The sequence below is a fragment of the Pseudomonadales bacterium genome (assembly GCA_041395665.1).
Classification (GTDB): Bacteria; Pseudomonadota; Gammaproteobacteria; order Pseudomonadales; family UBA7239; genus UBA7239.
Genome location: JAWLAB010000002.1, coordinates 78,337 through 103,795 on the forward strand (window position 1 = coordinate 78,337; position 25,459 = coordinate 103,795).

The window sequence follows — 25,459 nt, forward strand, 5'->3', positions numbered from 1 at the left end:
ATCGGTCTCCTAACCTGATCAGGCAAAAAATCGTTGGTACGCACACGCGCCCCATACTAACGCCACCAGCGTCAGTGAAACAAATACTGCTGCTGAGCCCATGTCTTTTGCTTGGCCGGCTAATGGGTGTTGCTCAGGGCTCGCCAAATCCACCACCGCTTCCACGGCCGAGTTCAACAGCTCCGTGATTAAAACCACAAAACAGCTGCCGATCAGCAATGCAACTTCTATTGCACTGCTGCCAAGCCAAAAGGCAGCTGGTATCAACAGCAGAGTCAGTACCAATTCTTGGCGGAACGCTGCTTCGCATTTCCATGCTTGTTTAAAACCCGCCCAAGAATAGCCCGTCGCCGCAATGATGCGTGCTATCCCCGTTCGCCCCGGTTTGCAGGAACCCTGTACTTGCTCATTTGTCACCGTTATTTTCCTCGTCGTGTTCGTCTAAAGCCTGATCCATTTCTAACGCTGGCTGCGTCACTTTGGCTGCGCCGACTACTTTAGCTGGCACACCCGCTGCCGTGGTGTGTGCAGGAATATCGGTCAACACCACACTGCCTCCACCAATTTTTGCGCCTGCACCAATCTCAATCGGCCCCAATATTTTTGCACCCGTGGCTAGCAATACGCCGCGACGAATGATGGGATGACGACGGCAACCGCGCGCCAAACCGCTGCCGCCCAATGTCACTTCGTGCAACATAGAAACATCGTCTTCGACGATGGCAGTTTCGCCGATCACAACACCAGTGGCGTGATCCATCAAAATGCCACAACCAATCACCGCAGCCGGATGAATATCCACCGCAAACACTTCGCTCATACGGCTTTGGATGTGCAGCGCCAACAAGCGTCGATCGTTCCGCCACAACCAATGCGCGATACGATACGACTGCAACGCCTGAAAGCCTTTGAAATACAGCAGCGGCATTAAATAGTGATCACAAGCGGCATCGCGCTCGTAGCACGCGACAATGTCGCGACAAATTTGCTGCAAAATTTCTGGATTTTGCTCCAACGCTTCGGCACACACTTCGCGCAACAACAACGCGGGCGCAGCCGCGCTATCCAGCAAACGCGCCAAATGAAAGCTGATCGCTTCCGCCAAATTGCGATGATGCAAAATCGTGCTGTGAATATAGCTCGCCAACACCGGCTCGCTCGCCGCGATGGTCTGCGCTTCTTCACGCAGCACTTGCCACAAAGCATCCGATTTCAGTGCAACAGTCATCAAAAAACTCCTCGCCCTTTCTCAAGGAATCTGCACAAAGCGTTGAAAAATTTCGCGCCAGTGTACGCGAATGCGCTCTTTCAGCACGATGTCTTGCGCCATCAACCAATCCAATAATTTTTTCTCATCCAATAAATGCTCGTAGCGATCAGCAATTGGTTTACAGGATAAATGCCAGCGCTCAGGCGCAATGCCGCCGCAGTCTGTGTGATACGGGCGATAAAAAACCGCGTTCGGCTCTTGTAGCTGCTCGTCCAACCAGCAGTGAAATTTCGCAAAAGGCCCTGTGCCTACACATTCATCCGGCGTCAATTGCACGCGGTAGTCTGCAGGCACGGCAGCGGCGTCGTACACATCCAAGTCCGTGCCCCAATGGTGACGCGAGCAGCCGGGGATAGCGGACCAGCGCAGCATCGCAAACAACAGTTCATCCTCTGACAAACAGGCAATATCCAGCGGCTGGCTTTGGGCATCCAATACCGGACGCTGCCCTGAGGCCTTGCCATTCCAAATCGCTAGCTGACGATCAAAACCGCGCCACGCGCTGGCGATCTGCAAATCAAAGCCTGCTGTTGCAGCACGCACCACTAGATCTTGCCAATGCGGCAACACTTCGTTGTGCAGCAGCAATGCAGATTGTTCATCAACCTGCACCAAAGCATCCCGCGACTGCCCAACCCATGCTTCCCAATTTACTTCCATCATCACCTGCACAGACTTATTTCGCTTCGTTCTTTTCCGCGCCACAGCGCTTGCAGCGATACTGCGTTACCAGCTTCCCCTGCTTCACATCAAACACACTGTCTTTCACCACTTCCCAGCTGTGAAAGCCGTTGCCGCATAAAGTTGATTGCTTGCCTTTTTTCTTCAGCGCCGCTTTCTTAAATTGCGACAGAGAAACGACTTCGCTCACAGCGCTTTCCCACTGCTGATTTTTTTATCGCGCCAAGAAAAATCGATCGCCCATAATTTTTGCTCTTTGCTGTAAGCGCGCCACAAGGCGGCATAGCTCTGTTTTTCTGTGGGATGAATTTCTTCGCCAGCAATTTCCGCCAAGGGCAGCAATACGAAAGCGTTTTTCAAAATTTCATCGCGCGGCAACTGAATGCCATCCATTTTTCCACTCGTGTTGCCGTAAGTTAGGATGTCGATATCCAGTGTGCGCGCGGCAAAACGTTCTGAACTGCGCGCGCGACCATTTTCATGTTCGATATGACGCAAACAAGTAGAGAGCTCACCCACGCTCATCACCGTATCAATTCCCACCACCAAGTTGAGAAAATGATCGCCAGCAAAACCCACCGCTTCGCTTTCATACACGGAAGAAATTACCAACTGGCCGAATTGTTTTTGCAGTGCATCTAACGCCGCTGTGATGCGTTGCTCACGCTCAATATTGCTGCCTAGGCCGAGATAAACCCTGTTCACGCTGGTTTTTCTCCACGCTCAATCACTAAGCCCACATCTTGCGCGCCGCGCAATGCACCGGGTTTGCTGATACGCAAACGCAACCATTGCACACCGAACTCTGTGCGCACGATATCGGCAACCGCTTCGGCTAAAGCTTCAAGTAATTGGTAGTGATTTTCGCTGACAAACTGAATCAGACGCTTAGAAATGGTTTTGTAATCCAGCGCGTCGCTGATGTCATCGCTTTCGGCAGCGGCGCGAATGTCAGTCGCCATTTCTAAATCTAAACTCACCACCTGTAACACTTCGCGCTCCCACGCAAAAATGCCGATGATGGTTTCGATACGCAGATCACGAATGTAAACAATATCCATAACACTCTCGTTTGTTAAAACCGTTATTAAAATACGCGATCAAATAGCGGGGAGTGATTCCAGCGACCAACGCGGAAATGCACTGATGGTTAACGGCTCCGATTGCCCTGCCAGCAAACGCTGACAACCGGCGAACGCAATCATCGCACCGTTATCGGTACAAAAAGCCGGACGCGGATAAAACACTTCAGCTTTGCCCAACAAGGCCTGCTGCAATTTTTCACGCAGACGGCGATTGGCACTCACACCGCCGGCAATCACTAAACGCGGCATACCAGTCTGCTCGATGGCGCGGCGACATTTAATCACCAGCGTATCCACCACCGCCTCCTGAAACGCCCACGCAATATCAGCAGCGGTTTGCGCATCCGGCAAACCATTTTCCTGTGCATGCTGACGAATGGTGGTAAGCGCAAAAGTTTTTAAGCCGCTGAAACTGAAATCCAATCCAGGGCGATCGGTCATCGGGCGCGGAAATACAAAACGATCCGGTTGGCCGCGTTCCGCCAACTTGCTGATCTGCGGGCCACCGGGGTAATCCAAATCCAATAATTTGGCGGTTTTATCGAAAGCTTCACCAGCGGCATCATCCAGCGATTCGCCCAACAACTGGTACTGGCCGATACCCCGCACAGCCACCAACTGCGTGTGACCACCAGAAACCAACAGCGCGACAAAAGGAAAAGCCGGTGCCGGTGTTTCCAACATCGGCGCCAGCAAATGCCCTTCCATGTGATGCACACCCACGGCTGGCACACCCCAAGCCCACGCCAGCGTGCGCCCAAAAGTGGCACCAACTAACAGCGCGCCCAGCAAGCCAGGGCCTGCGGTGTAGGCAATACCATGGATATCCTGCTTGGTGCAATTTGCCTTCGCCAACACTTCTTCCACCATGGGCTGCAACTTGCGCACATGGTCACGCGAGGCGAGTTCCGGCACGACGCCGCCGTATTCATTGTGGATGGCGATTTGGCTGTGCAGAGCTTCCGCGAGCAAGCCCTGCTCGCTGTCGTAAACAGCAACGCCGGTCTCATCACAAGAAGTTTCTATGCCCAGCACACGCATGCAAAATCACCGCCGAAAACTGCACTCGAAATTAGTGCGGCATGATAGTCCTTCGCCCTCGCGGCGGTCTATCGGCGCGGTTGTAATGCGCCATGCCTTCCCCTAGAATTGCCGCCCCGTTTGCTAGGCGCTGTTTGCCAACAACGGTTCCCTTGCTCCACCAGCCTCGCTGGGGGGCTTAATCCACAAGGAGTCATCCATGAGACATTACGAAGTCGTATTTCTGGTTCATCCAGATCAATCCGAACAAGTCCCCGGCATGGTCGATCGCTACAAAAGCGCTATCGAAGCCACCGGCGGCAAAATCCATCGCTTAGAAGACTGGGGTCGCCGTCAACTGGCTTACCCGATCGACGACATTCATAAAGCGCATTACATCCTGATGAACATCGAGTGTGGCCAAGCAGCACTGGATGAACTGACCACCAACTTCCGCTACAACGATGCTGTGTTGCGCAACATGGTGATGCGCCGTGACGAAGCTGTGCTCGACGAATCGTTGATCATGAAAGCTGAAAACGAAGATCGCCGCCGCAAGGCTGAACAGCCTGCCCGCGCTCCACGCGCTGAAGCAGCACAAGATGACGACGCCGCTGACGACAGCGACGACGCTGAATAAGGGAGAAACAGACTATGTCACGCCAACAACAGCAATTTCGTCGCCGCAAGTTCTGCCGCTTCACCGCTGAGAAGACCGTAGAGATCGATTACAAAGATCTCGATGTGCTCAAAGCGTACATCACCGAAACCGGCAAAATCGTTCCTAGCCGCATCACCGGTACTAGCGCCAAATATCAGCGCCAGTTGGCCACAGCCATCAAGCGCGCACGCTACTTGGCTCTGCTGCCTTACACCGATCAACATTTCAGATAAGGAGACACACACATGCAAGTTATTCTGCTGGATAAAGTGGGTCGCCTCGGTGGCGTAGGCACTCAAGTCAATGTGAAGCCTGGCTTCGCGCGCAACTTTCTGTTCCCGTTTGGCAAAGCGATTCCGGCCACAGCGAGCAACATCGCTGATTTCGCCACCCGTCGCGCTGAATTGGAAGCTGCTGCCGCTGCCAAACTCGCTGAAGCACAAAAACGCGCTGAAGTATTGGCGACAGTGAGCATCACCATCGCCGCTAACGCGGGTGATGAAGGCAAGCTGTTCGGCTCTATCGGTACGCGCGATGTTGCGGAAGCGTTGACCAAAGCCGGTCACGCGACAGGCAAAAACGAAGTGCGTATGCCTAACGGTCCTCTGCGTGAAGTGGGTGAGTTTGAAATCGACATCCAACTGCACAGCGATGTGATGCAAGCCGTGAAGGTTGTTGTTATTGCTGAGTGATTGGCAACGGCAATTTAGGGTATAAAGACAGGCACTCTCGGGTGCCTGTCTTGTTTTTGGGACTGCGCTTTTTCAGGGAAACCACACCGCATGACCACCAGTTTCGACACAGCCATCACCGGCAGTGACAGCACCGCTGACAGCGCACTGCTGCGCACACCGCCGCACTCGCTAGAAGCCGAACAAGCCGTGATTGGCGGCCTGCTGATCGATCACCAAAGTTTTGATCAAGTGCTAGAAGTGCTGCAAGCGCGCGACTTCTACAACCCAGACAACCGCCTGATTTTCACCACCATGATGCGGCTGTCGGAAAACAGCAAGCCGCTGGACATCGTCACCGTTTCCGAGCTGTTAGATCAAAGCGGCGAACTCAGCAAAGTCGGCGGCATTGCGCATCTCGCTGAACTCGCACGACACACCCCAGGCACAGCCAACCTGCTGACTTACGCCAATGTCGTGCGCGAACGCTCCGTGTTGCGCCAACTCATTCGCACCGCGCACACTATCGCCGATCGCGGCTATACACCGGATGGTCGCGACAGCGGCGACATCTTGGCGGAAGCGGAAAAAAGTATCGCAGACCTTGCTGAGCAACGCCCCAATGAAGGTGGCTTCACCACAGCAAATGTATTGCTGTCAGATGCACTACAACGCATCAGTGAGTTGTCTCAATCTGACAGCGCGATCACCGGTCTAGATACAGGCTTTTACAAACTGAACGAAATGACAGCTGGACTGCAACCCGCAGACCTCATCATTCTTGCTGCGCGCCCCTCAATGGGCAAAACAGCATTGGCTGTAAATCTCGCTGAAAATATTTTGTTGCGTCAAGAAAAGCCCGTGCTGATTTTTAGCTTGGAAATGCCAGCACGCTCTATCATTTTCCGTATGTTGTCCTCTGTCGGGCGCATCAACCAAGGACACATGCTCAACGGAAAATTAGAACTAGACGAGTGGGAGAAGCTATCTGCCGCCATGGTCAAAATACAAGATCGCCCATTGTTTATTGATGACACGCCAGCTATTTCTCCCGCAGAAATGCGCGCACGAATTCGCAAACTAGAGCGCGATCACGGCCAGATTGGCTTGGTCGTTGTGGATTATTTGCAATTGATGCGCGCACCCAGCGCTTCTGAAGGCAGAACAGCGGAAGTCTCGGAAATTTCGCGCTCACTGAAAGCAATCGCCAAAGAATTTAATTGCCCGTTGATCGCACTCTCACAGCTCAACCGCGCCGTAGAAAGCCGCCCCAACAAACGACCCACCAATGCCGACTTGCGTGATTCCGGCGCCATCGAACAGGATGCGGATCTCATCATGTTTATTTATCGCGACGAAAAATATAACCCAGAGTCGCCGGACAAAGGCACAGCAGAAATCATTATCGGCAAACACCGCAATGGCCCCATCGGCGATTTCAAGCTCGCGTTTCAAGATCGCTTCACGCGTTTTGATAACTTAGCCAGCTCATCCGATTCTGCTAACAAATACTGATTACCGTAAATTTTAATTTTTATTTTCACTTTAGAGGTATTTTTTATGAAACTTGGTTTACATCTCGGTTACTGGAACCGCAACCCTTACCCTGGCATTGAAATTGCGAAAGAAGCAGAAAATCTTGGCTACGATTCCATTTGGACAGCAGAAGCTTACGGTTCTGATTGCGTTTCACCGCTGGCTTGGCTCGGCTCACACACCAGTAAAATCAAACTCGGCACTTCGGTGATGCAAATTTCTGCACGCACGCCCACTTGCGCTGCGATGACGGCATTGACGATGGATCATTTGTCCAACGGCCGCTTTCAATTGGGCATCGGCGTTTCCGGCCCACAAGTGGTGGAAGGTTGGTACGGGCAAGGTTTCAAAAAACCTTTGGAACGCACCAAAGAATGGATGAATATTTTTCGCCAAGTGATCAAGCGCGAACAGCCGCTACAATTTCAAGGCAACCAATATCAACTACCTTTCCAAGGCGCAAACTCACTGGGCTTGGGCAAACCGCTGAAATCCATCACGCATCCACTGCGCCCACATATCCCTGTTTTTATGGGTGCGGAAGGCCCTAAAAATATTGAGCTCGCCACACAAATTGCTGACGGTTGGTTTCCTATTTTTGTGTCGCCGTATCGCATGAACATTTTTGACGAATCGTTGAAAAACAAACCCGACAATTTTGAAATTGCGGCGATGGTGCAAGTGAATGTCAACGACAACCTCAAAGACGCGCTGTTCCCCACCAAGATGATGTTGGCACTGTATGTCGGCGGCATGGGCGCGAAAGATGAAAACTTCCACAAAAATTTGATGGAACGCATGGGTTTTGATGTACAGGAAGTGCAAGACAAATATCTCGCTGGCGATCACATGGGCGCGTTTGAAGCGGTGCCCGATGCATTAGCGGATGAAATTTCTCTCTCGGGCTCCATCGATCGCATCAAAGAACGCATTACCGATTGGAAAAAATCACAAGTCACTACCATCATGATCAGCCGCACCGACGATCCAAATGCCGATGTCAGCCGCATTCGTCAATTTGCGGAAATGGTGTTGTAACGCAAAATAATCCTGTAACGAGGAGTACGCCATGCTCGCTGAACAGTTCTCACTGAAAGGAAAAGTCGCCATCGTCACCGGTGGCGGCAAAGGCATCGGCAAAGCCATCGGCCTTGCCTTTGCTGAAGCGGGCGCAACGGTGGTTTTTGCTGCGCGCACACAAGCGGATTTAGATGCAGTGGTCACGCAAGCCAAAACTTTTGGTGGCAATGCACTCGGCGTGCAGTGTGATGTTTTGGTTGATGCACAACTGCAGCAATTGGTTATCACCACAGTAGAGCATTTCAAGCGCATTGATATTTTGGTGAACAATGCCGGCGGCACAATGCCAAAACCAATGGGAAAAATCAGCGCAGAATCTTTTCGCCGCGCTTTGGATTTCAATCTCACCAGCGCATTTTTATTATCGCAATACGCACTGCCGCATTTGCGCGCCAGTCGCGGCAATATCATCAACATTGCCTCGGCTGCCGGTCGTTTAGTGCAGCCATTATTTACTTCCTACGGCACAGTCAAAGCAGGCTTAATTCATTTAACCAAAATGATGGCAGCAGAATTAGCACCTGATGTGCGCGTCAATGTCATCAGCCCCGGCTCCATCATGACGGAAGCGTTGGAAGCGTTTATTGATACCGATAACCGCGAAAAAATGCGCAAACTGACACCCATGCAAGTCCTCGGCAAACCGCAAGATATCGCCATGGCTGCGCTGTATCTCGCCTCACCCGCTGCCCGTTGGGTGACGGGAAAAGATCTGCAAGTGGATGGCGGAACAGAAAATACCAATCTATAAAAAATATAACTCTTTTAAGATATGCAGCAACTAAAAAAACTATCGACACTGATTCTGTGTTGTCTTGCGTTTATCAGCTTATTACTTTCTATTGCTCACTGCACAAACAAGCTTTCTTACATAGCTGCAATGGAAAAAACATCTGGAACGCCACAGTTTTATACAGACTTCAATTTTTATGTTGATGCGGCAAAACAATATCAGGAAACGAAACAGCTATATAAGCGTCCAGCACAAGGCGAAACCTTTGCCTCAACCTATTACCCAATGGCACCTGTGTTCAAATTCCCACCCGCCTTCCAGCTTCAAATACTACCTTTTGTAAATCACTGGACACCAGAAACACTACGCCCACTCAGAACCTCCATGATTATTAGCTACTTAGCCGCATGCCTAATACTAATAACTTCAATCTGCTTGACCATGAACAAGCACCAGCAGCCCATCACAAATATTTTTTTAGTATTTACATTGTCGAGCGTCATAGCCACATCCAACCCCGCTTTTTGGGACTGCATACTCAATGCCAACTACGAAATTCCAATTTTTGTTTTCTTAACACCAGTTTTTTTCTTTACGAAAGCACCCAAGGCTATCAGCGACAACCATAGGATATTTAGCTGCAACAAAAATATATCCAGCTTTTATGGCCGCACTATTGCTGCGAACACCTACAATAAAGAAAACAATCCCAACTTTTCTGCTGTCGACCCTTTTATTTTCATTGATAGCCCTAGCACTCTTCGGTATCGATGAAAATATTTTCTACGCCAAAAATATTTTTACGCTTCTCTTCCAAGAAAAAGTTGCTCCCGTTCAATTTAGTCTCAGTTTTGGTAGTGAATTATTTAGACTGACTCAAAATCTAAACTTTGCGCAAATTGCATTTCAGTTTTACCGATTCATACTGTTAGGCATCAGCCTGCTGATCACGATTAAATATCGCTCCGCTTCGCATGATATTAGTTTTTTTGCTCTCTTTATAACGCTGATGCTAATTTGCATTCCAAACTACTGGCTAAGTTATCTCATCATGCTTTTTCCAGCCTTCTGTATTGCCATTTATCGGGTTATTGCACGGCCAACCAGTCTAGGTGTAAGCGCCCTGCTTTTATGTGCAGGTGCAATACTTATAGAAAGCCAAAGTTGGCTACATATATATGCACCCACATGGTTTAAAGACATCAATCAACTTGATGAAACAGGAAACAAAATCCTCACCGCAATACAACAAGATAAAACCACCAAAGCTTCTCTTATATTTCTGCAGCACTATCCGCTAACTGCAGCACTTTATTTTTTCGAGCAGATTAAATTTGTTATTCCTGCCATGTTATGGGCTTTTGTAGCTAGAGAAATTACATCACCAGCATATCGCGTAGCTCAACCTACCTCATCAAATCCTGAACGATAAAGTCGCGCGTAGTATCCATCCTGTGCCAACAATTCAGCGTGGGTGCCGCGTTCCAAAATATTGCCATGATCCATGACCAAAATTAAATCGGCGTTTTCAATGGTGGATAAACGATGCGCGACAACCAAAGTGGTTCGATTTTCCATCACGCGTTCTAACGCCTGCTGAATTTTTGCTTCCGATTCATTATCCAGCGCCGAAGTTGCTTCATCCAAAATTAACACTGGCGCATCTTTTAACAATGCACGCGCAATCGCTAAACGCTGGCGCTGACCGCCCGATAACTGCAAACCATTTTCACCAATTTCTGTATCCAAGCCGTGCGGTAATTTCTCGATGAACTCCATCGCATTCGCCGCTTGTGCAGCTGCGAGAATTTTTTCACGCGGCATACCCGCCAAATCGCCGTAAGCGATATTGTTAGCCACCGTATCGTTAAACAACACCACATGCTGCGTAACGGAAGCGATTTGCTGACGCAAGCTTGCCAAGGTGTACTGTTTAATCGGCACACCGTCCAACAAAATTTCGCCCTGTTCGTAATCATAAAAGCGCGGTAGCAAACTCGCTAAAGTAGATTTGCCGCTACCGGAACGACCTACCAGTGCTGCCGTTTTCCCCGCAGGAATAGTGACTTGGATATTTTTCAACGCCAAATCTTGCGCACCTTGATAAGAAAAACTTAAACCACGAATCTCGATATCGCCCTTTGCACGCGAACATAAAACAGTACCTTCATCGTGCTCTGCCTGCATATCCAAAATTTCAAAAATTTTCTGTGCACCGGCAATACCTTTTTGAATCGCGCCATTGGTGCCACTCAATTGGCGAATGGGTTTTGGCAGCATCGCCACTGCCGTGAGGTAGGCCACCAAATCCGCCGTACTATATTTCTCCAACATGGCAGGGCTTAGAATCATGTAAAGAATTCCTGCAATCGCCAGCGAAACAATTAGCTGCATCACGGGTGTATTTAATGCTGCCACTTTTTGCATTTTCATATACAGCAAAAAATTGCGATGCGTAGCATCAGCAAAGCGATTTTTTTCATAAGTTTCACCGCCAAAGCTACGCATGACTCTATACCCATGAATCATTTCACCCGCCACTTGTAAAGTATCACCGGCGACATCCTGCATTTTGTGACTGATTTTATGGAAACGACCTCCCACATAACGCACCAGTAAACCGATGATCGGTGCGATAACCACGAATGCCAGAGACAGCATCCAATTTTGATAAAAAATATAACCAATCATGCCGATCACTACTGTACCTTCACGAATCACAATAATGATTGCGCTGGTGATTGCGCCGGTGACCATACCTACACTGCTAGTAATACGCGCAATACTTTGTCCGGCGGGTGTGGTATCAAAATAACTTGATGGCAGTATGGTTAATTTATTAAAAATCTCTATCTGGATATTGCGCACAATCGCACCAGCAACTTGTGCCATAAAATAATTACCAATAAAGGATGCAACACCTTGTGCGGCAAAAATTCCCACAGCCATCAGTGGCAATTGCCAGCGATGCGACACATCTTTCACTTCAATCGCTTTCACCATTTGCTTTAACAATTCCGGCAACAACGGCTGCAGCAATCCAAATGCAACAAAACCCACCATGCTGATAGCAAACAAACCCAAAACCGGTTTGGTGTAGCGCAATAAACGCCAATAGACCTGCATATCGCTGTCTGGGCTGGCTGAAACAATTTTTTTCATGGGCGATAATGGCTCGTGATTCGAACGGCGATTATAGCCCGACAGGAAAAACATCATCATGCTGCGCTATCACGGTCTCTACGCTATTACTGACGACACATTGGACGATCAATTATTTTTTGCTGTTGAAGCCGCGCTCTCTGGTGGCTGCCGCTGGGTGCAATATCGCAGCAAGCGCAACGCCAAGCAGCGCGAACAAGATGCCAAGCAGCTATTGGTTCTTTGTCATCGCTATCAAGCAAGTCTGCTCATCAACGACGATGTTGCGCTGGCACAAACCGTCGGTGCTGACGGCGTGCATCTGGGGCAAGACGATCTACCCCTCACTGAAGCGCGGCGCGTGTTGGGCGATCAAGCCATCATTGGTATCACCTGCCACGATTCCTTGGCGCTAGCGCAGGCAGCAGAGCGAGACGGCGCGAACTATGTCGCCTTCGGACGATTTTTTCCTTCCAACACTAAACAATCTGCACCGTCAGCCGATTTATCAATTTTGCGTGACGCAAAAACTCAGTTGCGTATTCCCGTGGTGGCGATAGGGGGTATTACGCTGGATAATGCGCCGATGGTTTTACGCGAAGGCGCAGACATGCTCGCCGTTGTTGGCGATTTATTTTTCGCACCCGATATCGCAGCACAAGCGCGAGCTTACACCGCGCTGTTTAATGAGCACACTTATGACGCATTCTGAAGATTTATTTTCTCGCGCGGCGCGCAGTATTCCTGGCGGCGTGAATTCACCCGTGCGTGCTTTTCGCGCTGTCGGCGGCTCACCCGTTTTCATTAAACGCGCCAACGGTGCTTATTTGTGGGATGCAGACGGCAAACAATACATCGACTATGTGTTGAGCTGGGGGCCGATGATTGCCGGTCACGCACACCCGCAAGTGTTAGCGGCGGTTGAGAAAAAAATGCGCGACGGATTAAGTTTCGGCGCGCCGACAGAAATTGAAATTGAACTCGCGGAAAAAATTTGTTCCATCATGCCCAACATGGACATGGTGCGCATGGTGAGCTCCGGCACCGAAGCCACCATGAGTGCAATTCGTTTAGCGCGCGGCTACACCGGTCGCGACAAAATTATTAAATTTGAAGGCTGCTATCACGGCCACTCCGATTCGCTGCTCGTCAAAGCAGGCAGCGGCGCGCTTACGCTCGGCGTACCCAGCTCCCCCGGCGTTCCTGCAGCACTCGCTGATCACACACTGACGCTTACCTACAACGACATCAATGGCCTGCGCGATGCGTTTGCACAATACGGCGAACAAATCGCTTGTGTGATTGTGGAACCCGTCGCGGGCAACATGAATTGCATTCCACCTGTCGCAGGATTTCTGGAAGAAATTCGCGCACAGTGCACGCAATACGGCAGCGTTTTTATCATCGACGAAGTGATGACTGGCTTTCGTTTAGGTTTGCAAGGCGCGCAGGGTTTTTACGGCATCGAAGCGGATCTCACTTGCTTGGGTAAAGTGATTGGCGGCGGCATGCCGGTCGGTGCTTTTGGCGGCAAGCGCGCCATCATGGAAAAAATTGCGCCACTCGGCCCTGTGTATCAAGCGGGCACGCTGTCTGGCAATCCGGTAGCGATGGCAGCGGGATTGGCGACACTCGATATCATTTCGCAAGATAACTTTTACGCGCCACTGTTTGCAAAAACAGACGCACTGGTACGCGGCTTGCGTACCGCCGCTGAAAAAACAGGCATTCCGCTAACCAGCAATCATGTGGGCAGTATGTGGGGATTATTTTTCACAACAGAAAAAACCGTGAGCAATTATCAACAAGTAATGGCTTGCGACACACAACGCTTTAACCGTTTCTTTCACGGCATGTTGCAAGCAGGCGTTTATCTCGCGCCCGCCAGTTACGAAGCAGCATTCATGTCCAGCGCACACACCGATGCCGATATTGAAAAAACCATTCACGCGGCTGAAAAAGTGTTCGCCAACTTGAAGGGGTAAATCATGGCTTTCCAACCAACGCGCACGGCATACCCTCACACACGCTTGCGCCGTTTGCGCGCCAATTCGTTTGCACGCGATTTGGTGCGTGAGAATGTATTGAGCGTTAAAGATTTGATTTATCCGATGTTTGTCTTGGAAGGAAAAAATCAGCGCGAAGCGATTGCTTCCATGCCGAGCATTGAGCGTTTATCCATTGACCTGTTAGTCAAAGAAGCCAAGCAGCTTTATAAATTAGGCATTCCTGCGATTGCTTTATTTCCGGTCACGCCAGCTTCTGCTAAATCACTCGACGCACGCGAAGCGTGGAATCCTGACGGTCTCGCACAACGCGCCGTTATCGCACTGAAAAATGCGGTGCCGGAACTCGGTGTGATTACGGATGTGGCGCTCGATCCGTTCACCACGCACGGTCAAGACGGCTTGATCGATAAAAACGGTTATGTGTTGAACGATGCCACCGTGGAAGCATTGGTCAAACAAGCGCTATCACACGCCGTTGCTGGTGCTGATGTGGTTGCGCCATCTGACATGATGGACGGTCGTATCGGCGAAGTGCGTCGCGTGTTGGAAAGCAACGGTTTTGTGAACACCGCCATCCTCGCCTACTCCGCCAAATATGCATCCAGTTATTACGGGCCGTTTCGCGATGCGGTTGGCTCGGCAGGCAATCTAGGCAAAGGCAATAAATACAGCTACCAAATGGATCCCGCCAACAGCGATGAAGCGCTACACGAATGTGCGTTGGATCTCGCTGAAGGCGCCGACATCATCATGGTGAAGCCGGGGATGCCGTATTTGGATGTAGTGCGCCGCGTGAAAGATGAATTGAAAGCGCCGACTTTTGTTTATCAAGTGAGCGGTGAATACGCGATGCATTGCGCGGCATTTGAAAAGGGCTGGTTGGCGCGTGAAGCAGTGATTTTGGAATCACTGCTCGCGTTCAAACGCGCTGGTGCTGATGCAGTGCTGACTTATTTTGCGAAAGAAGCTGCGCTGCTCTTAAACAAATAATTGCTGAATAAATAGCTACTAAATTACTACAACACCAAACGCCGAATATCCGACATTTCTTCCACCAGAAAAGTGAAGAAGCGTCCTGCGTCTGCACCGTTAATCACACGATGATCGTAAGACAAAGTTAATGGCAGCATTTTGCGCGGCGCAAAATCTTTGCCGTTCCACATCGGCTTCATTTGTGTTTTGGATACGCCGAGTATCGCCACTTCCGGCGCATTGATGATAGGCGTAAAACCATTACCGCCCATTGCGCCCAAGCTGGAAATTGTGAAGCAGCCACCTTGCATATCCGCCGGCATTAATTTGCCATTGCGCGCTTTTTCAGACATCTGCGCAACTTCTGCGCCCAAATCCCACAAGCCTTTTTTATCGACATCACGAATCACTGGCACCATTAAACCCATGGGCGTATCAACTGCGATGCCGATATGCACATAACTTTTCTGCACAAAGTGTTCGCCATCTTCATGCAGTGAGCGATTAAATTTTGGATATTCGCGCAATGCGTTAGATGCCGCTTTCAACAAGAAAGCCAACGGCGTTAGTTTTATTTTTCGTTTTTCCATATCGGATTTCATGTCCGCACGAAACTCTTCGAGATCCGTGACATCCGCTTCATCCCATTGCGTGACATGCGGTAAATTAACCCACGAGCGATGCATATTGTCGCGCGTAATTTTGTCGACACGCGTCATCGGCAACAATTCAATTTCACCAAACTTACTGAAATCGACAGCGGGAATCGGTGGGATGCCGCTGCCTTGTACCGCAGCACCTACCGTCGCCATTTTTCCTACCAAATGTTTGACATAACGACGCACATCATCCTGCGTCATACGCCCGCGCGGCCCGCTGGCTTGTACATCGTGCAACTCGACACCCAACTCACGCGCCAACTGTCGCACCGCAGGGCCTGCATAAATTTCCGTGGTTGATTTGGTTGTTTTTACTGAATTGGCTTGCGGCTGTTCTGTAGAAGGCATTGCAGTAGGCAGCGTTGCAACAGGCTGTTTTGCAACAACAGGCTCTACGCGTTTTTCTACTTTTTCTTCAGCTACGGCTGGTGCAGGTGCAGCGCTTGTTGGTGCAGGCTCGGCACTCGCCGTGGTTTCAATTTCAGCAATCACGGTGCCGCTGGTGACTTTGTCCCCTACTTTTACCGTCAGTGCCAGCACTTTTCCTGCTGCAGAACTCGGCACTTCCATGGTGGCTTTTGCGCTTTCTAATACAATCAATGATTGATCGACAGCAACGGTATCACCCACTTTTACGCTTAATTCTATGACTTCCACATCATCAGCATTACCGAGATCTGGAATAGCTACCGACTCTTTTGCCACGATCTCACCTCAACTGTATAGCGGCGGTTTTTTATCTGCCGCAATTGAAAATTGAACACGCGCTTTTTCAACGACATCCGCTTTGACTTTGCCTTCTTTTTGCAAAGCGTGCAGTGTTGCCAACACGATATAAGAGCGATCCACTTCAAAATGCTGTCGCAAACTGGCGCGTGTATCGCTGAGTCCAAAACCGTCGGTTCCCAATACTTCATAACGATGAGGCACCCACGCATGAATTTGCCCCGCATACAACTTCATATAATCTGTCGCAGCAACCACAGGCCCCTGCTCATTAGCTAACTGAGATTCCACATAAGCAACGCGTGGCGTAGCCGTTGGATTTAATCGATTCCAGCGCTCCGTTTCAAAACCATCACGACACAATTCATTAAAACTGGTCACACTCCACACATTGGCCGCAATAGAAAACTGCTCGAGTAAAATAACAGCAGCCGCTTCAACTTCACGCAAAATAGTGCCAGAACCCAATAACTGTACTTGTGATTTTTCAGCGCGATGCAAGCAATACATACCACGCACAATGCCTTCTTCTACGCCGGCAGGCATAGCCGGTTGCTCGTAGTTTTCATTCATCGCGGTGATGTAGTAATAGCAATTTTTTTGCTCCACCATCATCTCTTGCAAACCGCGATGAATAATCACTGCCATTTCATAGGCGTAACACGGATCGTAAGTCACGCAGTTAGGAATGGTGGCTGCCAGCATCAAACTGTGGCCATCTTGGTGCTGCAAACCTTCACCCGCCAATGTGGTGCGACCCGCTGTGCCGCCAATTAAAAAGCCGCGACAACTGCTATCACCGGCTGCCCACGCCAAATCACCAAAGCGTTGAAAACCAAACATGGAGTAGTAAATAAAAAATGGCACCAACGGATAATTGTGCGTACTGTAGGAAGTCGCACACGCCATCCACGCTGCCATCGAACCGGCTTCGTTAATGCCTTCTTCTAAAATTTGTCCCTGCTTAGATTCTTTGTAGTAAAGCATTTGGCTGGCATCAACCGGCGTGTATTTTTGACCGATCGGCGAATAAATACCGAGTTGGCGAAACATCCCTTCCATACCAAAAGTGCGCGCTTCATCCGGCACGATAGGCACCACGCGTTGACCGATATTTTTATCTTTCACCAAAATGGATAACAAACGCACAAAAGCCATCGTGGTAGAAATTGCACGACCGCCACTGCCCGCTAAAATTGGTTCAAAATCTGAAAGTGGTGGAATGACTAATGCTTCATCTGCTTGTGCGCGGCGAGCAGGCAAATTACCGCCTAAGGCCTGCCTGCGCTCGCGCATGTATTCCATTTCCGGGCTATCTTCTGGCGGCAAATAAAACGGGATGTTTTCCAATTCCTCATCTGAAAGAGGAATATCAAAACGATCACGAAATAAATGCAGATTTTTTTCGTCCAACTCTTTAACGGCGTGCGTATCGTTGGTCGCTTCACCCGATGTTCCCATGCCATAACCTTTTACAGTTTGCGCGAGAATCACCGTCGGCTTGCCACCGTTATTGTTTACAGCTTCCCAATACGCGGCATACATTTTGTAGGGGTCATGCCCACCGCGATTGAGTTCAGCAATATCGTTATCGGATAAATCTTCAACCAGTTTCAACAGCTCAGGGTATTTGCCAAAAAAATGTTCGCGCGTGTAAGCGCCACCCATATTTTTATAGTTTTGCAATTCGCCATCGCACACTTCGTCCATGCGTTTTTGCAGCAAGCCCGTTTTATCTTTTTCTAATAGCGGATCCCACAGCCTGCCCCACAACACTTTAATAACATTCCAACCGGCACCACGGAATACACCTTCCAACTCCTGTACAATTTTTCCGTTACCGCGTACAGGGCCATCCAGCCTTTGCAAATTACAGTTGATCACGAAAATTAAATTGTCGAGTTTTTCGCGCCCTGCCAAAGAAATCGAACCTAAAGATTCCGGCTCGTCGCACTCACCATCACCTAAAAATGCCCAGACGCGCCGATCACCTTGATCCACCAAGCCGCGTAAATGTTGGTATTTCATCACATGCGCTTGATAAATCGCCTGAATCGGCCCCAGCCCCATGGAGACGGTAGGAAACTGCCAGTAATCCGGCATTAAATGCGGGTGCGGATAAGAAGACAGCCCGCCGCCATTCACTTCACGGCGAAAATTATCCAACTGTTCTTCGGTTAAACGACGCTCTAAAAACGAACGCGCGTAAATCCCCGGCGCACTGTGACCTTGGTAATAAATTAAATCGGCTTTTTCACCGCCGCGAAAAAAATAATTGAAGCCGATGTCATACAGCATTGCTGCTGAAGAAAAAGTAGCAATGTGGCCACCCAAACCGCTTTCGCGTTTATTAGCGCGCATCACCATGGCCATCGCATTCCAGCGAATTAACGAACGAATACGGCGTTCGATGAACACATCGCCAGGCATGCGTTTTTCATCGGTAAAATGAATGGTGTTGCGATAGGGCGTGGTGATGGCCGAGGGCAGTTTTAAGCCCTGCTCGTAGGCTTTTGCTGCCAAGGTGTAGAGAATAAATGCAGCGCGATCTTTACCGCCGTGCCGCACCAGCGACTCCATGGCATCCAACCATTCCTGTGTTTCTTGCACATCAATATCGTCCACGACCTACACCTCTCGATACGAACAATAAAACCGCCAACACTGGCGGCAGTATAGGTAAACTTTTTACAAAACACCCTAGCTAAGAGGCATTCACACTGCCTTGAGCAAGCGATTTGGGTGCTGCCTGCCATGAAATGTCTATTTTTCTGTGGTGTGCAACGCAATCTCGCAAATACAGATTGATGAGACTCTGATAAGGCACGCCAGCTTCGTTTGCCATTTCTTTAAAGTAACCAATGACATCTCCACTCAGGCGCATGGTGACAGGTTGCTTGAGCTTCGCTGCATAAGGGTTCTTGCGGGACTTCATTTTTGAGAGGTCATATTCAGCTTTCATGGCACGGCACCTTGGTAAAACTGGCTTTCGTTCTTTGTGGCTCTGCGAGCAGAAATGATGCGAATGACATTACCTTCATGTCGCTCGCAATGGCAAACCATCAACAATTGAGCGTTACTGCTTAGCCCAAGCATAAGGAAGCGGTCTTCCATTTCTGCACTCTCACCGTCAAAGAATTGGACGGCAAATTCGTCATAGAAGACCGACTGCGCCTCTTCAAAAGAAACGCCATGCTTCTTTCGGTTGGAGGCTGCCTTGGCTGAGTCCCACTCAAACATAATCATATGTACATTGTATGTATGACTCGATTTCTGTCAATGCACACAAAACACCGTAGGAGCGGCACCTTGCCGCGACTGCACTGCACACAAAACACCGTAGGAGCGGCACCTTGCCGCGAATAAACACTGCTAGGAATTGTCGCGGCAGCGCCGCTCCTACGGAACAATCTACTGAATACGCAACTGGCGCTCTACCGCCAACAAGCCCATCACCGTTAGCGAATCGGTGATTTTTCCCGTAAAATCCAGTCGATGGCTTCCACCAACGGCACGCACAACACCTCGATATCTTCCGTGGCTTCCAGCGCCATTTCACCATGCACCAAGTCGTGCGCGAGGAAAATCGCGCCGCTTTCATCGGTCACGGAATTGGAGGTATGCAAATCCAACAAATGCTGCCAAGAACCTGCTGTTAAGCCGGTTTCTTCTTTTAGTTCGCGCTGCGCGGTGGCGAGCATCTCCTCGCACGGCGGCGAGCCGCCTTCGGGAATCTCAATACTGTATTGATTCAGCGTGTAGCGAAATTGCTTCACCAGCCACACATTGCCATGCTCATCCAGCGGCACCACACCCACGGCGCGGCTTTTGAAATGCACTACACCGTAGATGCCGGCGGTACCGGCGGGCGTGAGCACATTTTCGTGCGTAACCTGAATCCATGGATTGTCGTAAACCGTTTGCTGGTCGAGTTGTTGCCAAGAACCTCGGCGGCGCGGAAATGGCGCTTCTTTATTCGGGCTGGATGACATCCGCTTTCACTCCTTCTGGCGGTGCTTGTTCCGTGATGTGCAATCGCCCCTTCTCATCCTTCCAGCGATACAGCAGCTTTGCGGGTTCTTTTGTTTGATCCGCAGAAATCGGCTCCACCATTGGCTTTGTGTCGCTGCTTTCTACTGCCGATAACACGGGCGATAACTCTTTGGATTGCGCCTCATCGCGTGATAGCAACTCCGTCATCTGCCGTACCTTGGGGTTGGTCAGTAGCGCCAGCAAATTACCCTGCTGCCATTGCTCACGCAAAGCTGCGTCATTCATCAGAGCTTGAAACTGGGGTTCCGCGCGCAGGCGTTCGTAGTTGCCTGCATAGCGTATCAGTGTGCTGGCAAGCGTTGTCGATTGTTCACCCAAGTCTTTTCCTTGCAGCCCAACCAAGGCTAAAAATTGCATGGCGCGCTCATCAGCTACCAACGCACGAAATGCCGGTAATTGCGCCACCGCACTGGCTGGACCACGCACCAACACCGCATAATTGTGAGGATCTTGAAACAGCTGCTGCAACTCTGGTTTTTGTGCGAGGTACTGCAATTCTTGGCCGATGGATACTGGGTTGCGCACCAGCGCTTGCGCGACCGGAGCAGCCGCACTGCCCTCCAAGGCTTGACCGGCAAGCGCAGCCATCATATCGCCCGACAGCTGCCGAACTTCATCGTCCAAACTGGGCGCTGCTGTCGCTTGCACAACTGGCTCGTGTTGACGCAAACGCTGGCTGTCTTGCAGTGTGCCCACTGTCCACACCAGCAACAAACCCACGCCGCACCCCAAGAACGCGCCACACAAACCGCCACTCCAGCGTTTTTTACCCACTTCCCAGTGCTCAACCAGCAAAAACGAAATACCTTTCGCTACTGCGCCAAAGACTATGCTGCCGCCTAAAAATAACAACACTCCTGCAACCGGCCAAGCTGCCACCTCAGAAAGCGCCATGGCTTTTATGAAGTAAGCCGCCAACGCTGGCGTTTGTTGCCAAGCCAGCCCATAGGCCAACAACAATACCAATAGGCGCAACAGTAAATGCAGCAAGCCTTTGTGCCAGCCCCAGAAAGCCGTAAGTAAGCCTGTGAATGCTACTAAGACAATATACATAAAGCTCCTTTCTTTGTTGATGTATCCATTCTATTCCACCATAAAAAAACCCCGCCGAAGCGGGGTTTTCCTAACCTATAGCAAGCTATACCTTATTTGCACTCGGTAGGTGAGTAGCGCACTTCCAAAGTGCCGCCACCTGCATCATAGAGACTGCGAGCAGCAGCTGTTGTGCCACTGGCACCAGAGCAAGCCCAGTCAATACTGCCAGACTGGCCAGCCAAAACCGCACCACCAATACCAGGAGACAGAACCAGCAAGTTGCCACCGGCCAATTGCGTGATTTCAGCAGTATCGTAACCAATGGTGATAACGCCGGTAGTATCGTCAATGGTCATAGTTGCTACATACTTGGTTGCGCCATTCGCGAGGAAATCAGCGTTCCATGCAGTTGCCGCAGCGAGCAAACCAGTAGCACCACCGGACTGATACGCTTCAGATACTGTGGTTTTAGCAGAACCCGCCAACACCAAGCCTTCAGTGACTTTAGTGCGCACGGTGTAGTCTTGGTACGCAGGCAGCGCGATAGCAGCCAAAATACCGATAATCGCTACTACGATCATCAGTTCGATCAGAGTAAAACCTTGTTGTAGTTGCTTTTTCATGGTGTATACCTCGAAAAGTTTAGTTTTTTGCCCGGATGGGACAGAAACTTTAGCCACCCAGCGGGAGCCATCGCCTCTGCGTATTAGAATACAAATGCCGTGCCAACTTTGGCAACCCTATTAAAATTCAATGTGTTACGCAAAAATAGCGCGTATCACACACCAAGAACACCGTTGCATTGTGACCAAAATGGTCAGTTGTTGCCGCTTCAGGTGTTGTTCCTGTAGGAGCGGCACCTTGCCGCGACCTATTGCCGCAACCAAACATCGCGCCGAGGCGGCGCTCCTACAGTGTTAGCGTGACTTCACTTCAACTGCGACATCTATCACATTGTAAAATCTGAATTATTGCGCCGGTAATACTTTGCCGATAGACTCAAGGCGTTGCACCCAAAACAACCCCTATTCACTCGCTTGCGCCCTTAACAACACACATGAATACAGTTTCTGTCAGTGGTCTTCCTCGACGCCTCGTCAATGATGGCCTCATCAGCATGGAGCAGGCACAAAATGCGCTGCTGGAATCGCGCAAGGCCAAAATACCGCTGACGCAGTGGTTGGTTGATAACAAAGTGGTCGCCGCAAAAGCCATTGCCTTGGCGGCGATGGATGAATTTGGTGTGCCTTTATACGACATCAGCAGCCACAACCTTGCGCAAATACCGAAGGATGTGGTGAAGCGTGAATTGATTAGCAAACACCAAGTGTTGCCACTGTTCAAGCGCGGCAGCCGCCTATTTTTAGGCATGACAGACCCAACGGATTTACGCGCACTGGAAGAAGTGCGCTTTCAAACAGGGCTCACTTCAGAAGCCGTTTTGGTGCAGCAAGACCAACTGGCAAAAGCCATTGAAAAATTCCTCAACGACACCGAGGAGGATGCCAATGAAGCCTTCAAAGGTTTAGACGAAGATTTCGATCTGGATGTTGAAGCCGTTGACGACGATGAACCGAAAGGTGACGGCGGTGAATCCGGCGTGGATGATGCACCGATTGTGCGGTTCGTGAATAAAATTTTGTTGGATGCCATCAAAGGCGGTTCGTCGGATTTGCACTTTGAACCTTATGAAAAAGCCTATCGTATCCGCTTCCGCACCGACGGCGTGCTGCACGAAGTGGCGCGCCCGCCGTTGTCACTGGGGCCAAAATTGTCATCGCGCTTAAAAGTTATGTCCAGAATGGACATTTCTGAGCGCCGGCTGCCGCAAGACGGCCGGATCAAGATGAAGCTCTCCAAAACCAAGGCCATCGATTTTCGTGTGAACACGCTGCCCACACTGTGGGGCGAAAAAGTGGTTATGCGGATTCTCGATCCTACGAGCGCGCAAATGGGTATCGATGCGCTCGGCTACGAGGATTACCAGAAAGAAATGTACATGAAGGCGCTGATGCAGCCTCAAGGCATGATCTTGGTAACAGGACCTACCGGTTCTGGTAAAACGGTTTCTCTGTACACCGGTTTGAATATTCTCAACACCGAAGAACGCAATATCTCCACCGCTGAAGACCCTGTAGAAATCAACTTGGAAGGCATCAACCAAGTGAATGTCAACACAAGGATCGGCCTCGACTTTTCATCCGCCCTGCGCGCGTTCTTACGGCAGGATCCAGACATCATCATGGTGGGTGAGATTCGAGATTTGGAAACAGCCAACATCGCGATTAAAGCAGCGCAAACAGGGCACATGGTCATGTCCACCCTGCACACCAACTCTGCACCGGAAACACTGACGCGGATGCTCAATATGGGTGTGCCATCATTTAACTTGGCCACTTCCGTGAACTTGATTATCGCGCAGCGTTTGGCGCGCCGTTTGTGCCCCGCTTGTAAACAGCCGGCAACGGATATTCCTGAATCCGTACTGGAAGAAGAAGGCTTGTTTGACTGCGGTTTAGAACGCAGTGAAGTCACCGTGTTCAAACCTGTGGGTTGCGAATTGTGCAATGGCGGTTATAAAGGCCGTGTGGGCGTTTACGAAGTGGTTCGCATCACGCCAAAAATTTCACAAATTATTATGGAAGAAGGCAATTCCTTACAGATTGCCCAAGCTGCCAAAGAAGAAGGCTTTTTTGATTTACGCCGTTCCGGCTTACGCAAATGCGCATGGGGTTTAACCAGCCTCGAAGAAATTAACCGTGTTACCAAGGATTAAAACATGGCCACTACAACAACAAAACCCGCAACAAAAACAGCACCTAAAAAGCCAAAAGGCAAAGAGCCAGATATTTACCTCTGGGAATTTAAAAACCCCAAGGGGGTAGTCACTAAAGGCGAGCTCAAAGCGCAAACAATGACTGATGCAAAAGCACAGTTGCGCAAACAGGGCTACACCAATCCTAAAATCAAGAAAAAACCTAAACCGCTGTTTGGTGGTGCAGGCAAAGCGATTCAACCAGCTGACATTGCTGTCTTTGTGCGCCAAATGGCGACGATGATGAAAGCCGGTGTGCCGCTGGTACAATCTTTCGAGCTGGTTGGGGACGGTTTGGAAAATCCCAACATGAAAAAAATGATATTCAGCATCCGCGATGAGGTTTCTGGTGGTGGCAGTTTTGGCGGTGCGCTGCGAAAATTTCCTAAACACTTTGACGAATTGTTTTGTAGCTTGGTCGAATCCGGCGAGCAATCCGGTACTTTGGAAACCATGCTCGATCGCGTAGCCACTTACAAAGAAAAAACCGAAGCGTTGAAAAAGAAAATCAAAAAAGCGCTCACCTACCCCATCGCGGTATTGTGCGTTGCTTTCATTGTTACAGGTATTTTGTTAGTCAAAGTAGTGCCAGTATTCGCACAAACTTTCTCCTCTTTTGGCGCCAACCTTCCCGCGTTTACTTTGTTTGTGTTAAACCTATCCAATCTCGCTCAGGCGTATTGGTTCCCCATACTCGCTGTAGCGGTTGTAGGCTTTATCGCTTTTTCCAAAGCAAGGGAAACTAGCCAAAGCTTCTCGGATGCCGTTGACCGCGTCACCCTCAAAATGCCTGTTGTCGGCGACATTGTGAACGAGGCCGTTATTGCGAGGCTTTCACGCACACTGTCCACCACTTTTTCCGCCGGTGTGCCTTTGGTAGATGCTTTGGATTCAGTGTCTGGTGCTGCCGGTAATGCCGTGTACCGCGATGCCATCAAGCGTGTGCGCAATGATGTAACCGGCGGCACCATGATCAATGTCGCGTTCCGCAGCGCGGGTGTGTTCCCAACTTTGCTGATACAGATGACCTCTATTGGTGAAGAATCCGGTGCGCTGGACACCATGTTGGATAAAGTGGCGACACACTACGAGGCCGAAGTGGACAACAAGGTCGATAACCTGACAGCCCTGCTGGAGCCGATGATTATGTCGGTGCTCGGTATTCTGGTCGGCGGCCTGATGATCGCCATGTACATGCCTATCTTCCAGCTCGGCTCTGTCGTCTAAGTGGTGGTAACAGCAAACCTCGTGGCAGGCAATATCACTATTCTGATTCTGCTGCGTTTGCGGCCTTATTGGGCTGCACCATCGG

At 50.1% G+C, this 25,459-nt stretch carries 27 protein-coding genes; 12 read left to right on the forward strand and 15 right to left on the reverse strand.

Annotated elements, in window-relative coordinates; all coding sequences use genetic code 11:
* Nucleotides 1-18 precede the first annotated feature (18 nt).
* The 7 genes from R3E63_02805 to tsaD are packed head-to-tail and all read right to left on the reverse strand — an operon-like array spanning nt 19 to nt 4,077.
* Nucleotides 19-417 carry a diacylglycerol kinase gene (locus R3E63_02805; protein ID MEZ5538891.1) on the reverse strand — a complete coding sequence of 133 codons (399 nt, stop codon included), beginning with the start codon at nt 415-417 and terminating at the stop codon, nt 19-21.
* Nucleotides 407-1,228: a serine O-acetyltransferase gene (cysE, locus tag R3E63_02810; GenBank protein ID MEZ5538892.1), complete on the reverse strand. Its 822-nt coding sequence runs from the start codon at nt 1,226-1,228 to the stop codon at nt 407-409. Before cysE ends, R3E63_02805 begins: the two co-directional genes overlap by 11 nt.
* 21 nt (nt 1,229-1,249) lie before the next feature.
* Nucleotides 1,250-1,933, reverse strand: a complete 684-nt coding sequence (locus R3E63_02815) for a M15 family metallopeptidase (GenBank protein ID MEZ5538893.1) — start codon at nt 1,931-1,933, stop codon at nt 1,250-1,252.
* A gap of 13 nt (nt 1,934-1,946) precedes the next feature.
* On the reverse strand, nt 1,947-2,141 hold the full coding sequence (locus tag R3E63_02820) for a hypothetical protein (protein ID MEZ5538894.1): 195 nt from the start codon (nt 2,139-2,141) through the stop codon (nt 1,947-1,949).
* The gene (gene folK, locus R3E63_02825; GenBank protein MEZ5538895.1) at nt 2,138-2,656 is read right to left on the reverse strand and encodes a 2-amino-4-hydroxy-6-hydroxymethyldihydropteridine diphosphokinase; all 519 of its coding nucleotides are present in this window, start codon (nt 2,654-2,656) and stop codon (nt 2,138-2,140) included. Before folK ends, R3E63_02820 begins: the two co-directional genes overlap by 4 nt.
* The gene (gene folB, locus R3E63_02830) at nt 2,653-3,012 is read right to left on the reverse strand and encodes a dihydroneopterin aldolase (protein MEZ5538896.1); all 360 of its coding nucleotides are present in this window, start codon (nt 3,010-3,012) and stop codon (nt 2,653-2,655) included. The genes folK and folB overlap by 4 nt, the downstream gene beginning before the upstream one ends.
* 39 nt (nt 3,013-3,051) lie before the next feature.
* The gene (gene tsaD / locus R3E63_02835; protein MEZ5538897.1) at nt 3,052-4,077 is read right to left on the reverse strand and encodes a tRNA (adenosine(37)-N6)-threonylcarbamoyltransferase complex transferase subunit TsaD; all 1,026 of its coding nucleotides are present in this window, start codon (nt 4,075-4,077) and stop codon (nt 3,052-3,054) included.
* A 199-nt stretch (nt 4,078-4,276) separates the two neighbouring features.
* Between tsaD and rpsF the strand changes: the two genes are divergently transcribed.
* The 7 genes from rpsF (at nt 4,277) to R3E63_02870 (ending at nt 10,169) form a co-directional block, all read left to right on the forward strand.
* A complete protein-coding gene (gene rpsF / locus R3E63_02840; protein MEZ5538898.1) occupies nt 4,277-4,696 on the forward strand; it encodes a 30S ribosomal protein S6 in 420 nt (139 codons plus the stop codon).
* A 14-nt stretch (nt 4,697-4,710) separates the two neighbouring features.
* Nucleotides 4,711-4,950 carry a 30S ribosomal protein S18 gene (gene rpsR, locus R3E63_02845; GenBank protein ID MEZ5538899.1) on the forward strand — a complete coding sequence of 80 codons (240 nt, stop codon included), beginning with the start codon at nt 4,711-4,713 and terminating at the stop codon, nt 4,948-4,950.
* A gap of 12 nt (nt 4,951-4,962) precedes the next feature.
* Complete coding sequence (gene rplI / locus R3E63_02850; protein MEZ5538900.1) at nt 4,963-5,409, forward strand: 50S ribosomal protein L9; 447 nt, start codon at nt 4,963-4,965, stop codon at nt 5,407-5,409.
* Between the two features lie 90 nt (nt 5,410-5,499).
* Complete coding sequence (dnaB, locus tag R3E63_02855; GenBank protein ID MEZ5538901.1) at nt 5,500-6,903, forward strand: replicative DNA helicase; 1,404 nt, start codon at nt 5,500-5,502, stop codon at nt 6,901-6,903.
* Between the two features lie 45 nt (nt 6,904-6,948).
* Nucleotides 6,949-7,962, forward strand: coding sequence for an LLM class F420-dependent oxidoreductase (locus R3E63_02860; protein ID MEZ5538902.1), 1,014 nt, complete (start codon nt 6,949-6,951; stop codon nt 7,960-7,962).
* Between the two features lie 31 nt (nt 7,963-7,993).
* Nucleotides 7,994-8,755: a glucose 1-dehydrogenase gene (locus tag R3E63_02865; protein ID MEZ5538903.1), complete on the forward strand. Its 762-nt coding sequence runs from the start codon at nt 7,994-7,996 to the stop codon at nt 8,753-8,755.
* A gap of 631 nt (nt 8,756-9,386) precedes the next feature.
* Entirely contained in the window at nt 9,387-10,169 is a 783-nt protein-coding gene (locus R3E63_02870; GenBank protein ID MEZ5538904.1) for a hypothetical protein, read from the forward strand.
* On the opposite strand, the gene msbA is transcribed toward R3E63_02870, so the two are convergent.
* Nucleotides 10,139-11,899, reverse strand: a complete 1,761-nt coding sequence (gene msbA, locus R3E63_02875) for a lipid A export permease/ATP-binding protein MsbA (protein ID MEZ5538905.1) — start codon at nt 11,897-11,899, stop codon at nt 10,139-10,141. The two genes, R3E63_02870 and msbA, sit on opposite strands and share 31 nt — an antisense overlap.
* Before the next feature lie 58 nt (nt 11,900-11,957).
* Here msbA and thiE point away from each other — a divergent pair, with 58 nt between their 5' ends.
* Genes thiE through hemB form a run of 3 tightly spaced genes read left to right on the forward strand, consistent with a single transcriptional unit; the run spans nt 11,958 to nt 14,877 of the window.
* The gene (thiE, locus tag R3E63_02880; protein MEZ5538906.1) at nt 11,958-12,590 is read left to right on the forward strand and encodes a thiamine phosphate synthase; all 633 of its coding nucleotides are present in this window, start codon (nt 11,958-11,960) and stop codon (nt 12,588-12,590) included.
* Nucleotides 12,577-13,863: a glutamate-1-semialdehyde 2,1-aminomutase gene (gene hemL / locus R3E63_02885; GenBank protein ID MEZ5538907.1), complete on the forward strand. Its 1,287-nt coding sequence runs from the start codon at nt 12,577-12,579 to the stop codon at nt 13,861-13,863. Before thiE ends, hemL begins: the two co-directional genes overlap by 14 nt.
* 3 nt (nt 13,864-13,866) lie before the next feature.
* Nucleotides 13,867-14,877, forward strand: a complete 1,011-nt coding sequence (gene hemB, locus R3E63_02890) for a porphobilinogen synthase (GenBank protein ID MEZ5538908.1) — start codon at nt 13,867-13,869, stop codon at nt 14,875-14,877.
* Nucleotides 14,878-14,903: 26 nt separating this feature from the next.
* Here the strand turns inward: hemB and aceF are convergent, their stop codons facing one another.
* The 7 genes from aceF to R3E63_02925 all read right to left on the reverse strand — a co-directional run bounded on the left by aceF (nt 14,904) and on the right by R3E63_02925 (nt 21,955).
* Nucleotides 14,904-16,223: a dihydrolipoyllysine-residue acetyltransferase gene (gene aceF / locus R3E63_02895; protein MEZ5538909.1), complete on the reverse strand. Its 1,320-nt coding sequence runs from the start codon at nt 16,221-16,223 to the stop codon at nt 14,904-14,906.
* A 9-nt stretch (nt 16,224-16,232) separates the two neighbouring features.
* Entirely contained in the window at nt 16,233-18,869 is a 2,637-nt protein-coding gene (aceE, locus tag R3E63_02900) for a pyruvate dehydrogenase (acetyl-transferring), homodimeric type (GenBank protein ID MEZ5538910.1), read from the reverse strand.
* 79 nt (nt 18,870-18,948) lie between these two features.
* The gene (locus R3E63_02905; protein MEZ5538911.1) at nt 18,949-19,206 is read right to left on the reverse strand and encodes a BrnA antitoxin family protein; all 258 of its coding nucleotides are present in this window, start codon (nt 19,204-19,206) and stop codon (nt 18,949-18,951) included.
* Nucleotides 19,203-19,484: a BrnT family toxin gene (locus R3E63_02910; GenBank protein MEZ5538912.1), complete on the reverse strand. Its 282-nt coding sequence runs from the start codon at nt 19,482-19,484 to the stop codon at nt 19,203-19,205. Before R3E63_02910 ends, R3E63_02905 begins: the two co-directional genes overlap by 4 nt.
* A gap of 218 nt (nt 19,485-19,702) precedes the next feature.
* On the reverse strand, nt 19,703-20,236 hold the full coding sequence (locus R3E63_02915) for an NUDIX hydrolase (GenBank protein ID MEZ5538913.1): 534 nt from the start codon (nt 20,234-20,236) through the stop codon (nt 19,703-19,705).
* Nucleotides 20,217-21,350 carry a DUF4124 domain-containing protein gene (locus R3E63_02920; GenBank protein MEZ5538914.1) on the reverse strand — a complete coding sequence of 378 codons (1,134 nt, stop codon included), beginning with the start codon at nt 21,348-21,350 and terminating at the stop codon, nt 20,217-20,219. The genes R3E63_02915 and R3E63_02920 overlap by 20 nt, the downstream gene beginning before the upstream one ends.
* A 92-nt stretch (nt 21,351-21,442) precedes the next feature.
* The gene (locus R3E63_02925; protein MEZ5538915.1) at nt 21,443-21,955 is read right to left on the reverse strand and encodes a pilin; all 513 of its coding nucleotides are present in this window, start codon (nt 21,953-21,955) and stop codon (nt 21,443-21,445) included.
* A gap of 434 nt (nt 21,956-22,389) precedes the next feature.
* Between R3E63_02925 and pilB the strand changes: the two genes are divergently transcribed.
* Both pilB and R3E63_02935 read left to right on the forward strand, forming a co-directional pair.
* A complete protein-coding gene (gene pilB / locus R3E63_02930; GenBank protein ID MEZ5538916.1) occupies nt 22,390-24,108 on the forward strand; it encodes a type IV-A pilus assembly ATPase PilB in 1,719 nt (572 codons plus the stop codon).
* A gap of 3 nt (nt 24,109-24,111) precedes the next feature.
* Nucleotides 24,112-25,374 carry a type II secretion system F family protein gene (locus R3E63_02935; protein MEZ5538917.1) on the forward strand — a complete coding sequence of 421 codons (1,263 nt, stop codon included), beginning with the start codon at nt 24,112-24,114 and terminating at the stop codon, nt 25,372-25,374.
* Nucleotides 25,375-25,459 lie beyond the last annotated feature (85 nt).